Below are 12245 nucleotides of genomic sequence, written 5' to 3' on the forward strand. Positions count from 1 at the left end.
CCAGCGCGCGGCGTGTCATTTGATCGTTCTTGCTGCCGGCTGCCGCTCGCCGCGCAGGCCGCCTCAGCCCTTCACCGCCGCCTCGATGGCCGCCACGTCGATCCTGCGCATCGTCATCATCGCCTCGAACGCGCGCCGGGCCACGGCGGGGTCCGTGCTGGTCACCGCATCGGTCAGTACCCGCGGAGTGATCTGCCAGGACAGGCCCCACTTGTCGCGGCACCAGCCGCAGGCGCTTTCCTCGCCGCCGTTGCCGACGATCGCGTTCCAGAGCCGGTCGGTCTCGGCCTGGTCATCGGTCGCGATCTGGAAGGAGAAGGCTTCGCTGTGCTTGAACGCCGGGCCGCCGTTGAGCCCGAGGCAGGGAATGCCGGCGACGGTGAAATCGACGGTGAGTACGTCCCCCTGCTTGCCGGAGGGGAAGTCGCCCGGTGCGTGATGCACCGCGTGCACCGCACTGTCCGGGAAGGTGGCGGCGTAGAACGTGGCGGCCTCCAGAGCGGTGCCGTCGAACCAGAGGCAGATCGTATTCTTGCTGACCATGGGCATCTCCTGCAGCGGAGGAAGGCGGCCTGGCATGCGCGGGGCCGCCGGATCGCGCGGAGGCTCAGGTTGTGCACCCAGCGCAGGCTCAGGGTAGCGACGCAGCCGTTAACCCAGCGCGCGGGTATCTCCGGCGAGCCACTAGGCGCGCCTGCGCCTGCGGAGGCTCGGCAGCGGAGGCTCGGCAGCGGGAAGTATGAATACGAGTGCGCCTGGAGTCGCCAGCCCTGCGCTGCGGTGCCGAGGTCCGATGCGGTTGATGATGCGAATCATTGCTATTACCATAGTGTGATCCGGGTCGCGTAAGGGATGCGCGCCCGCGAACAGTTATCGAGCCCGCGTCGGGTCCACGCCCCCCGCCAGCCGCTGCCTGCCCCCACTCCGCTCCGCCGCAGGCCACCCAGGACGCCGGCCATGCGCGTTGCCGACTTTCTGGAAACGCCGATGACCCGCTCCGCCCACGTGCTGTCCCGCCCGTCGATGCACCGCCGCCCGCTGCCGCAGGCCTTGGTGGTGGCCCTGTGCACCTTCGCTGTCGCGCCTGCCTTCGCGCAGGACGCTGCCGCTGATGCCACCACCCTGGACAGGATCGTGGTCAAGGGCGAGCGCGCCGAAGGCTATTCGGTCCGCAGGACCTCGGCCGGTACCCGCTTCGATCTCGCCCCGCGCGAGATCCCGCAGTCGGTCAGCATCATCAGCCACCAGCGCATCGAGGACCAGAACCTCGATGACATCATCGACGTCCTCGCCAACACCACCGGCGTCAGCAGCACCCAGTCCGATACCGAGCGCACCGAGTTCTACGCGCGCGGCTTCTACATCGACAGCTACCAGTTCGACGGCCTGCCGACGCAGATGGTGCAGAACTGGAGCTACGGCGATTCCGGCCTGGACCTGGCCCTGTACGACCGCGTGGAAGTGGTGCGTGGCGCCACCGGCCTGCTGTCCGGCGCCGGCAATCCGTCCGCCTCGGTGAACCTGATCCGCAAGCATGCCGACAGCGCCGAGCTGACCGGCAATGTGTCGGTCAACGTCGGCAGCTGGGGCCGCACCCGCAGCACGGTGGACGTGACCACCCCGCTGAATGCCAGCGGCTCGGTGCGCGCGCGCGTCATCGGCAGCTACCTGGACACCGAATCGCAGATGGACCGCTACGACCAGCACAAGACGCTGGGCTATGCGGTGATCGACGCCGACCTGACCCCGGACACCCAGCTGAGCGTGGGCTACGACTACCAGCAGAAGCGCGCCAACGGCGCGACCTGGGGTGGCTTCCCGATGCTGTTCTCCGACGGCAGCCCGACCCCGTTCGATGAGTCTTTCAGCGCCAACCCGCGCTGGACCTACTGGGACACCACCAGCAAGCGCCTGTTCGCCACGCTGGAACATGCCTTCGCCAACGACTGGAAGGTCAAGCTCGGCGCAACCCACGACACCACCAAGGCCGACGACAAGCTGTTCTACCCGGCCTACAACGACTGGACCTCGGGCGCATCGCTGCTGGACAAGACCACCGGCGCGGGCGTCTCGCCCTCGGCCGGCTTCTACAACACCGAGCGCAAGGTCAATGCGGTGGACGGCTTCGTGGAAGGTCCGTTCCAGCTGTTCGGCCGCGAGCATCAGTTCATGGCCGGCCTGAGCTACAACAAGCGTGAGTTCGCCAACTATGGCGACTACCAGGTCGGCTGGGCGCCGCTGGACAACTACCTGGCCGGCGTGGGCGATTTCCCGGAACCGAACTGGGTCGGCACCCTGCCGCTGCAGAGCGAAGGCACCATCACCCAGAAGGCTGGCTACGTTGCCACCCGCCTGTCGCTGGCCGATCCGCTCAAGCTGATCCTGGGCGCGCGTTACACCGACTGGAAGAGCGAAGGTGAAGGCGATGACCGTTCGCACAAGGTCACCACCCCTTACGCCGGCCTGGTGTTCGACATCAACGACACCTACTCCACCTACGCCAGCTACACCGAGATCTTCCAGCCGCAGACAGCGCGCGACCGCAGCGGCAGCTACCTCGATCCGGTGGACGGCAAGAGCTACGAAATCGGCGTCAAGGGCGCATGGTTCGACAACCGCCTGAACGCCTCCGTCGCTGCGTTCCGCATCGAGCAGGACAATGTCGCGCAGATCACCAGCGAGCCGATCGCCAGCCGTCCGGGTGAGTTCGCCTACATCGCTGCGCGCGGCACGGTGAGCCGTGGGTTCGAGTTCGAGCTCAATGGTGAACTGGCGCCGGGCTGGAACGCGACCTTTGGCGCCTCGCGCTACGTGGCCAAGGACATCAACGACGCGGACATCAACACCAACCTGCCGCAGACCACGATCAAGCTGTTCACCAGCTACACCCCGCAGTCGCTGACCGCGTTGACGATCGGCGGCGGTGCCAACTGGCAGAACGGGATCTACTATCCGGTGCCGGCGTATGGCCGCATCGAACAGGGCGGCTATGCGCTGGTCAGTGCCTTCGTGCGCTACCGCATCTCGCCGGAGTTCAGCGTGCAGGCCAACCTCAACAATCTGCTGGACAAGACGTACTTCTCGCAGATCAACGGGTACGGTGCGTACGGTGATGGGCGCAATGGCGGCCTGACGTTCACCTGGTCGTTCTGATCGATCATTGATCGCAACGCGTCAACAAGGAGAGCCGGGCATTGCCCGGCTCTCTGCGTTTGGGGACCCGGGCAGATGGGTCGAGAGCCGGCCAGCGGCCGGCACTACCATCAACGTCGTGCGCGCAGCACCAGCGCCAGACCATCACGGCCGCGCGCGCAGCAGCGCCAATCCAAACCCGATGAAGATCGTGCCGACCACGCGGTCGAACACCTTGCGCAGCCCCGGCTTGGCCAGATGACCGGCCAGGCCGCGACCGCCGGCGGCGTACACCGCGTACCAGAACATCTCCATCACCGCGAAGGTGCCCACCAGGATCACGAACTGCGGCAGCTGCGGCTGGGCGAGATCGACGAACTGCGGCAGGAACGCGGAGGCGAACAGCAGCAGCTTCGGGTTGCTGATGCCGATGATGAAGCCGTCGCGGAACAGTACGGTGCGCGAACTCGGCACCAGCGCCGTGGTGCTGCCCACGTCGATCGGCGCATCACCGCCGCGCCACGCCTTGATCCCCAGGTAGACCAGATACGCCACGCCCGCATAGCGCAGCACGTCGAACACCATCGGTGACGCCTTGAGCACGGCACCCAGCCCGGCGGCGGAGATTGCCAGGGCCAGCACCAGCGCGGTCAGGCAGCCGGCCATCGCAGCGATGCTGCGGCGGAAGCCGACCCGCACGCTGCGGGTCATCACGTGCAGCATGTTCGGGCCGGGCGTGCCGCACAGGACGAACACGGTGACGGCGAAGATCCACCAGGTATGCAGATTCATGGCAATACAGTTCAGGAGAGGGGGAGTGCCGGCCGCTGGCCGGCTCCCCATGATGCCTGACGCAGAATGCGCCAGCATGCCAGGCACCCGCGATGGCCGGTGTGCGCAACGCATTTGTCCGGTGCTGCACGCAGCGGGGCCTGACCGGTACTGCTGCAGGCCGCCACCGGGGCGCCGTGAAGGCGCCCCGGTCTATCACCTCCGCATCAGCCCGCGATCAGAACCGCAGGTCCGCGCGCACGTACCAGTAGCGACCGCGCGGGATGTCGTAGGTCGAGGCGTCGTAGCCGTTGAGCGAGCATGACAGGCAGATCGGCGGATCCTTGTCGAACACGTTGTTCAGGCCGGCGCTGAGCTGCAGTCCCTTCATCCAGTCGACCTTGTAGCCCACCTGCATGTCGTGGAAGGTGGTCGCCGCCAGTTCGTTGGTGCCCTCGGCCTGGTTGCCGCAGATCGGGAAGGCGGCCACATCGCCGCACTCTTCGGTGAGCTTGGAGATATGGCGCACCGTCCAGGAGGCGTTCCAGTTGGACAGGTTCCAGCTCAGCGTGGCATTGCTGGTCCATTCCGGAATCGAGCTGTCGGCCACTTCCACGCCCGGCTCCTGCGGCTGCTTCTGTCCCGCCGCCCCCAGGGCCTCGTAACGCCCGACGAAGGTGTTCTGCCAGCCCAGCTTGAACTGGCCGATCTCCGTCTGCGGCAGGGTCCAGAACAGGTCCACATCCCAGCCATCGGTCTTGATCGAGCCCAGGTTGGTCAGCCGGTTGTTGAAGCTGCTGACCGCGCCGGTGGAGGCCCGCGTGATGCCGGCGCAGTACAGCGGGTCCAGCGTATCCACGCACAGGTCGAGCTGGGTCTGGGCGTTGATCGCCTGGATCGCGCCTTCGATGTGGTGGCGGTAGAACGTCACCTCGACATCGAAGCGCTCCGACCAGGACGCATTGCTGCCGAACCACGGGCTCCACACGAAGCCGGCACTGAAGCTGCGCGAGCGCTCCGGATCCAGCTCGGCGTTGCCGCCGGTGGTGACCGAAATCTGCGAGTTGGCCTGCTGGAAGCCGCCGGGCACGCCGAGGGCGGCGCAATTGGCCGCGTTGCCGCGGGGTGGCGTGCCGCCGAGCCCGACCGAGCAGGGATCGAACAGCTGCAGGTCGGCACGTGCGGCCGAGCCGTACAGTTCGCCGATCGACGGCGCACGGAAGCCTTCGGCATAGCTGGTGCGCAACACGAAGTCGTTGGTCACCTGCCAGCGCAGGCCGTACTTCGGCGTGAACTCGCCACCGAAGGTCGAGTAGTCCGAGTAGCGCCCAGCCAGGCTCAGGTCGAGCTTCTCGCCGAGCGCGCTCTTGGCGAAGATCGGCACGCTCAACTCCAGGTAGGCCTCGTTGACGTCGTAGGAGCCGGACGTGGGCAGCGAGGGCACGCCGTTGTAGTGGCCGATCACGGTCAGCGGATCCGGATCGTAGCGGCCCTCGTACTTGCGGTACTCATAGCCGGTGGCAAACGAGACCGGGCCGGCCGGCAGGGTGAACAGTTCGCTGCTGAGGTTGGCGGTGAACAGGCTCAACTCGTTCTGGCTGCGGTCGCGCACCACCGGCTGGATCCAGCGCAGCATGTCCGGCGTGATCGAGCCGACGCCACCGAAGATGTTCAGCGGCACGCAGCCGGGCGTGGCCGCGCACACGGCCGGATCACCCAGCGCCATGTTGACCTTGTAGATGTCGTAGCTGCCGTAGTTGGTCTGCTCGGCCTTGTTCTTGCTGTACATCCCGTTGAGGTCCCAGAACCAGCTGCGGTCCGCCGCCTGGAACTGGCCGACCAGACCGGTGGCGAAGTACTGGGTGTTGACCTCCTGCTCGAATACGCGCGCGCCACCTTCCACCGGGCGGCGGCCGATCAGGCTCATGTTGCCCGAGGCGACAAGATCGAAGCCGAACGGGTTGTACGGGTTGAGCCCCGAGACCACGATGTTGTCGGCCAGCGGGTTGCCGGTGGCGCCATCGGGACCGAAGAACAGCGGCTCGGGTGCGGCCTGGTTGGTGGATTCGCGGCGGTTGCCCAGGGCCTTGATGTACCACTGGATGTCATCGGTGAGATCGAAGCGGAACTGGCCGAAGATGCCCTTCCGCTCGGACGGCGTGAGCACCATGTTGTACTCGGCGAAGTTGAAGCGGTCGGCGGAAGTGAAGCAGTGGTAATCATCGCTGCGGGTGCAGCCGGCACTGCCGTCGTAACGTGGGTTGCTCACCCCGGTATTGGGCACGATGTCCTGGTCGGCACCGGTATTGGGATCCACGAAGGAGAAGCGTCCCTGCGGAATGCCGCCACTGCCGAACGCCAGTCCGGTACCCGGGATCGGGAGGCGCGACTGCTCGCGGTCGCGCGCATACACCGGGTCCTGCTTGGTCCAGCTGGCGCCCAGGAACAGGCTGTAGCGGTCGCCGCGGGTGCCCCACGCCAGGTCCACGCCCTTCTGGGTGCCGTCGCCCTTGCCGTACTCGCCGTAGTTCATCGTCACCTGCGCGCCATCGAATTCGCGGCGGGTGATGATGTTCACCACACCGGCGATGGCGTCGGAGCCGTACAGCGAGGAGGCGCCGTCTTCGAGCACTTCGATGCGCTCGACGATGGCCAGCGGAATGGTGTTCAGATCGGTCGCTGCGCCCACGCCGGATGCGGAGGACTCATTGACCCACCGGATGCCGTCGACCAGCACCAGTACCCGCTTCGCGCCCAGGTGCCGCAGATCGACCTGGGCCGAGCCCGCACCCACGCCGCTGCCATCCGGCGGAAAGCCGAAGTTTCCCGAGGAATTGAACTTCGCATTGAGCGCCGAACCGGAACCGGTCAGCTGCTGCAGCACATCGCCGATCGAGGTCAGGCCGGTGCGCTCGATCTCGGTGCGGGTCAGGGTCTGGATCGGTACCTGCCCTTCCACCTCGGCCCGCTTGATGCGGCTGCCGGTCACTTCCACCCGGTCCAGGTCGGTAGTACTGCGTGGCGCGTCCTGCGCACTGGCCAGGGCCGGCGCAGCCAGCAGCAGGCACAGCGATACAGCAACCGCCAGCGGGCGGTGATGCAGGTTGTTCATTCGCTCTCTCTCCAAAGGAATGGTGGGCGGGACTGCCGCGCCCCCCTGCATGGCGGCAGTGTCTCCTTTGTAAACAACCTGTAAATGTGAAGGAGTGACGCACGCCACTGTTTCACGCGGAATCGACAAAGCCGACTACGTGCGCGCGTGGCTTCCTGCGCTTCCCTGGACGGAATCACGCAATGAAGAACGCCCTTGTTTCCAAGGGCGTTCGAGGCCATGCAGGCGGGCCGTCGGGCCGCTACTGGACGAACGCGATCCGGTCCATCCCGGCGTTGTTGGCCGCCGCCAGAACCTTGGCCATCACGTCATAGTGCGCGTCGGGATCAGCCGCAATGCGCAGCGTCGGCAGGTTGCCCGCGTGGTCATGCGCCTGTTCCTGCAGCCGCGGCTCGAGCGTCTCCACGGCGATCGGCTGGCCGTTCCAGTAGGCCTGGTTGCCGGCGTCGACCCGCACCTCGATCGGGGACTGTGGCAACGTCGGTGGCATCACGGTGGTGGGCTGGGGAAGATGGACCGGAATCGGCAACGCCACCATCGGGGCGGTCACGATGAAGATGATCAACAACACCAGCATGACGTCGACCAACGGGGTCACGTTGATCTCGGCCAACGGTCCTGCATGTCCTGCTGCGCGGAAGGCCATGGTCTGCTCCTTGACAGGGGGCCGGCTGCCCCAAGGCCGAGACTACGCCCGCGCCCCCCTGCTTCCGCGTCCTGGCAGGGATCCGTTCATCCTCGAGTCGGCTTGCCCTCACCGCCTTTCACCCGCCCCCGTTATGCTTTCGGCATGACACGACTTCCCCTCTATTTCTTCAGCGCGACCGTCCTGCTGGCCTGCACCGGCGTCAGCCCGGTGGCCGATGCCCAGAACCTGGATGCGCAGCGCGCGCAGCTCAAAGCCGTCATCGACAACGCCGAACGCGGCCAGTTCGACCCTGCCCAGGCGGCCGCATTGAGCCGGCACCCGCTGTATGGCTGGGTGGAGTTCGCCAACCTGCGTCGCAACATCGATACCGTCAGCAACGCGCAGGCCCAGGATTTCCTCAAGCGCTACAGCGGCCAGGCCGTCGCGACCAGCTTCCGCAACGTGTGGCTGCCGGCCGTGGCCCGCCGCCAGGACTGGCCGACGCTGCTGGCCAACTGGACCGACACCGCCAATGTCGGCCTGCGCTGCGCCCAGCTCAATGCGCGCCAGGCCACCGGCAAGGCCGATGCGCAATGGGTCAGCGAGGCCCAGGCGCTCTGGCGCAGTACCGGTAAATCGCTGCCCGATGCCTGCGACCCGGTGTTCGCGGTCCTGGATGCCAAGGGCGGCCTGAACGCCGAACTGCGCTGGGCACGTATCGACGCAGCGGCCGATGAGCAGCAGCCTGCCGTGATGCGCAGCGCCGCACGCGGCCTGCCGGCCGCCGATCTGGCGCTGGCCAACACGTATGCCGCGTTCGTCGACAAGCCCAACGCCAGCGCACTGAACTGGCCGCGCAACGAACGCAGCCGGCGCATCGCCACCGATGGCCTGGCCAAGCTGGCCAAGGCCGACCCGGGCGCTACCGAACAGCAGTTGCCGCAGTACGCCGATGCGCTGCAGCTGAGCGCCGCGCAGCGCGCGCAGGTGCTGTACCAGATCGCGTTGTGGACGGTCGCCTCGTACGGTCCCGAATCCGCCCGCCGCCTCAACGCCGTGCCCGAATCGGCGTACGACGAGCGCCTGCACGAATGGCGCGCACGCGAAGCACTGTCGCGCGGCGACTGGCCGGCCGCGCTGACCGCGATCCGCAAGATGGGCCCGACCCAGCGCGCCGACTCGCGCTGGCGCTATTTCGAAGCGCGCATGCTGGACAAGACCGGCAAGCGCAGTGAAGCGCAGGCCGCCTTCCGTGAGGCGGCCCGTGCGGCCACCTTCCATGGCTTCCTCGCCGCCGACCAGCTCGGCCAGAACTACACGCTGTGCCCGTGGGAACCCAACGACAGCGCCCAGGCGCAGGCAGCGGTCGCGCGTGACCCGGCGATCGTGCGTGCGATGGAACTGTTCAAGATCGAACGGGCAGGCTGGGCCGTGGCCGAATGGAACGACGCCCTCAGCCGCTACGACACCACGCAGCGTCGCCTCGCCGTCGAAGTCGCCCGCGACAACGGCTGGTTCGATCGTGCGGTGTTCTCGCTGGGCAAGACCCCGGACGAGCAGCGCCTGTATTCGCTGCGCTTCCCGCTGCACCACGACGACAGCATCCGCCGCGAGTCCGCGCGCAACGCCATCGACCCGGCCTGGGTCGCCGCGGAAATCCGCGCCGAGAGCATCTTCAATCCGAAGGCGCGCTCGCCGGCCAACGCCATGGGCCTGATGCAGGTTCTGCCGGCCACCGGTGCGGCCGTGGCCAAGTCCATCGGCCTGACCAACTACGGGGGTGCGGCCAGCCTGTACGACGCGGATACCAACATCGCGATCGGCACGGCCTACCTGCGCCAGCTGATGAACAAGTACGACGGCCTGCCCTACGTCACCATCGCCGCCTACAACGCCGGCCCGACCCCGACTGCCCGCTGGCAGTCGCAGCGCCCGGGCTTCGATCCGGACATCTGGATCGAGACCATCAGCTACAAGGAAACCCGCGAGTACGTCGCGCGCATCCTGGCCTTCAGCGTGATCTACGACTGGCGCTTGAACGGCGATGCGCTGCCGGTGACCGACCGCATGAACGGCCGCCTTCAGGTCAAGCGCAAGACCTTCGCCTGCGCGGCCAACGCCGACAAGGGCGGCGACTGAGCAGCATGTCGGCATGAAAATCTATCTTGTCGGCGGCGCCGTGCGCGACCGCCTGATGCAGCAGACCCCCGGTGACCGCGACTGGGTCGTCGTCGGCGCCACCCAGACGCAGATGGAAGCGCAGGGGTACAAAGCCGTGGGCCGGGATTTTCCGGTGTTCCTGCACCCCGACACCGGTGAGGAATATGCGCTGGCCCGCACCGAGCGCAAGTCCGGCCGCGGTTATCGCGGCTTCGTGGTCGATGCCGATCCCTCGGTGACGCTGGAAGAAGACCTGCAGCGCCGCGATTTCACCATCAACGCCGTCGCCTGCGATGAGGCCACCGGTGCCCTGGTGGATCCCTATGGCGGCGTGCGCGATATCGAACAGCGCGTGCTGCGTCATGTCGGCCCGGCCTTCGTAGAGGATCCGCTGCGCGTGCTGCGTGCGGCCCGCTTCATGGCGCGCTTCGCCCCGCTCGGCTTCACCGTGGCCGCCGAGACGATGGCCCTGATGCGCGAGATCGCCGCCAGCGGCGAACTCGAGGCGCTGGTGCCCGAGCGCGTCTGGCAGGAACTGCGCCGCGCGCTGGCCTCCGCCCGGCCGTCCGCCTTCCTGCGCACCCTGCACGATGCGCATGCGCTGGGCGCGATCCTGCCCGAGCTGGAGGCGCTGTACGGCGTGCCGCAGCGCGCGGAGTTCCATCCGGAAGTCGATACCGGCCTGCACCAGGAAATGGTCAGCGACATGGCCGCACAGCTGGCGCCCGGCGACGATCTGATCGGCTTCGCCGCGCTGACCCATGACCTCGGCAAGGGCCTCACGCCGCCCGACGAGTGGCCGCGCCACATCATGCACGAGCAGCGCGGTGTCGCCCCGCTGCGCGCGCTGGCCGAACGCCTGAAGGTACCGGTCGATCACCGCCAGCTGGCCGAAGCGGTCTGCCGCGATCATCTCAACGTGCACCGCATCGACGAACTGCGCGACGCCACCGTGCTCGAGCTGCTGGCCCGGTGCGACGGCTTCCGTCGCCCCGAGCGGATCGCGCAGATCGCGCTGTGCTGCGAAGCCGACAAGCGCGGCCGGCTGGGCTTCGAGGACAGCGACTACCCGCAGGGTGAAACGCTGAAACGCCTGCACCAGGCCGCGCTGGCAGTGCAGGCGCGCGATCTGGATCTGGGCGGATTGAAGGGCCCGGCAGTAGGTGAAGCGCTGGCCAAGGCACGGGTAAAGGCGATCAGCGCAGTGCGTACGCGCTGATCGATGCCTGGGCGGCAGACCCCGGCCCCGCCTGATCCAGGCGAACCGGACGCCGTCTCAGCTGGCGCTGGCCGCACACGCGGGCTGTGCCAGCAGCCAATCGCGCGCCGCTGCCGCCGCGTCCTCGCCTTCACCGACGACCACATCCGGGGCGATCCTGCCGCCATTGCCCTGGCCGTTGCGGTCGACCATGACGTTGCCGGTGACCAGCAGTGCGCTTCCGTCGGGCAGACGCTCGGTACGGTTGCCGGTCGAGAAGCCCGCCGTGGGCTGGCCGAAACTCCGGGTATTGGCACGCCCACGGAAGGCCAGCGCCGTCGCCTCCCCTGAGCTGGCGGTGCGCGGACCGAACAGCACCGCCACCGGTGCGCCGGGATGGCGCAGCCGATACACCGCCGCGCCGCCGTCGAGCAGTTTCTTCTGCTCCAGCCAGACGGCGCCATCGTGCGACGACCATGACCGCTCCGCATCGGCCGTGGCGAACGCACCGATCCGCGGCGCTTCACCATCGGCCTCTTCCAGCAGGGGCGCCAGGCCCAGCAGCATCGGCCACATGTTGCCGCCGCTGTTGCCCCGCAAATCCACGACCCAGCCGCATCGCTCCGCCCGATCCTTGCTGCGGATCGCGTTCTGCAGCCTGCCGGCAAACGCCAGGCTCGCCTGCTGCCAGGCCGGACTGTCGCCCGCGCCGCTCGCGTTGAAGGCGCCCACCGTCATCCATCCAATGCGGCGGCCCACTGTATCCATATCGCGCTGCAGATCCGTGCGTTGCGGCGTGGCGCTGATCTCGTCTGTCTGCCGGCTTGCCGGCGCACGCTGGGCTGCCGCCGCCGTGCCGCGAGTCGAAGGCGACTGCAGCGCCGGGTGCGTCGCCGGCATCCACCGCCCATGCCCGCCGCTGCTCACGGCAATGGCGTCGCGCAGCAGCGTCCAAGTCTGCGCCGGATCGGTATCAGGGGCCTGCAGGCGGGACCGCAGTGCCTGCCAGTCAACCTTGTCGCGATACAGCGCCTCGCGTTCCAGCACCTCGACGATCCGTGCCTGCACCGCCGGCGTCGGCATGTCCTGTCCGTTCGCCATCGGTGCAAACAGCAGACCGGCCAGCAGCCCAAGAAGCGAAGAACGAAATCCTCTGGACGTCACCATCGCGCTACATCCGTGTAGTTGAGTGGGCCGCAGCATAGCGCTGCATGTGGCCCAGGAACAGCAGGCACTCCGCAATT

At 67.5% G+C, this 12245-nt stretch carries 8 protein-coding genes; 3 read left to right on the top strand and 5 right to left on the bottom strand.

Going from position 1 to position 12245, the window contains the following annotated elements:
• Positions 1-63 precede the first annotated feature (63 nt).
• Positions 64-543, bottom strand: coding sequence for a VOC family protein (locus tag ABE424_RS07635; RefSeq protein ID WP_346490522.1), 480 nt, complete (start codon positions 541-543; stop codon positions 64-66).
• A 444-nt stretch (positions 544-987) separates the two neighbouring features.
• On the opposite strand from ABE424_RS07635, the gene fhuE reads away from it, so the two are divergent.
• Entirely contained in the window at positions 988-3153 is a 2166-nt protein-coding gene (gene fhuE, locus ABE424_RS07640; RefSeq protein WP_346492880.1) for a ferric-rhodotorulic acid/ferric-coprogen receptor FhuE, read from the top strand.
• A gap of 144 nt (positions 3154-3297) precedes the next feature.
• On the opposite strand, the gene ABE424_RS07645 is transcribed toward fhuE, so the two are convergent.
• The 3 genes from ABE424_RS07645 to ABE424_RS07655 form a co-directional block, all read right to left on the bottom strand.
• Positions 3298-3924: a LysE family translocator gene (locus ABE424_RS07645; protein WP_176988199.1), complete on the bottom strand. Its 627-nt coding sequence runs from the start codon at positions 3922-3924 to the stop codon at positions 3298-3300.
• Positions 3925-4141: 217 nt separating this feature from the next.
• Entirely contained in the window at positions 4142-7015 is a 2874-nt protein-coding gene (locus ABE424_RS07650) for a TonB-dependent receptor (RefSeq protein WP_346492879.1), read from the bottom strand.
• 241 nt (positions 7016-7256) lie between these two features.
• Positions 7257-7661 (bottom strand): biopolymer transporter ExbD, encoded by a 405-nt coding sequence (locus ABE424_RS07655; RefSeq protein ID WP_346492878.1) that lies wholly within the window; start codon positions 7659-7661, stop codon positions 7257-7259.
• Positions 7662-7805: 144 nt separating this feature from the next.
• Between ABE424_RS07655 and ABE424_RS07660 the strand changes: the two genes are divergently transcribed.
• Together ABE424_RS07660 and ABE424_RS07665 are read left to right on the top strand one after the other, a co-directional pair.
• Positions 7806-9782, top strand: coding sequence for a transglycosylase SLT domain-containing protein (locus ABE424_RS07660; protein WP_346492877.1), 1977 nt, complete (start codon positions 7806-7808; stop codon positions 9780-9782).
• 13 nt (positions 9783-9795) lie between these two features.
• Positions 9796-11022 carry a multifunctional CCA addition/repair protein gene (locus ABE424_RS07665; RefSeq protein ID WP_346492876.1) on the top strand — a complete coding sequence of 409 codons (1227 nt, stop codon included), beginning with the start codon at positions 9796-9798 and terminating at the stop codon, positions 11020-11022.
• 57 nt (positions 11023-11079) lie between these two features.
• Here the strand turns inward: ABE424_RS07665 and ABE424_RS07670 are convergent, their stop codons facing one another.
• Positions 11080-12168, bottom strand: coding sequence for a S41 family peptidase (locus ABE424_RS07670; RefSeq protein WP_346492875.1), 1089 nt, complete (start codon positions 12166-12168; stop codon positions 11080-11082).
• Positions 12169-12245 lie beyond the last annotated feature (77 nt).

It is taken from the genome of Stenotrophomonas sp. TWI1149, assembly GCF_039673155.1.
GTDB lineage: Bacteria > Pseudomonadota > Gammaproteobacteria > Xanthomonadales > Xanthomonadaceae > Stenotrophomonas > Stenotrophomonas maltophilia_AA.

Excerpts from the sequence above, each read along its gene's own strand:
- ABE424_RS07635 (WP_346490522.1), bottom strand. The coding sequence starts at position 543 with ATGGTCAGCAAGAATACGATCTGCCTCTGGTTCGACGGCACCGCTCTG.
- ABE424_RS07645 (WP_176988199.1), bottom strand. The coding sequence starts at position 3,924 with ATGAATCTGCATACCTGGTGGATCTTCGCCGTCACCGTGTTCGTCCTG.
- ABE424_RS07655 (WP_346492878.1), bottom strand. The coding sequence starts at position 7,661 with ATGGCCTTCCGCGCAGCAGGACATGCAGGACCGTTGGCCGAGATCAAC.
- fhuE (WP_346492880.1), top strand. The coding sequence starts at position 988 with ATGACCCGCTCCGCCCACGTGCTGTCCCGCCCGTCGATGCACCGCCGC.
- ABE424_RS07650 (WP_346492879.1), bottom strand. The coding sequence starts at position 7,015 with ATGAACAACCTGCATCACCGCCCGCTGGCGGTTGCTGTATCGCTGTGC.
- ABE424_RS07670 (WP_346492875.1), bottom strand. The coding sequence starts at position 12,168 with ATGGTGACGTCCAGAGGATTTCGTTCTTCGCTTCTTGGGCTGCTGGCC.
- ABE424_RS07665 (WP_346492876.1), top strand. The coding sequence starts at position 9,796 with ATGAAAATCTATCTTGTCGGCGGCGCCGTGCGCGACCGCCTGATGCAG.
- ABE424_RS07660 (WP_346492877.1), top strand. The coding sequence starts at position 7,806 with ATGACACGACTTCCCCTCTATTTCTTCAGCGCGACCGTCCTGCTGGCC.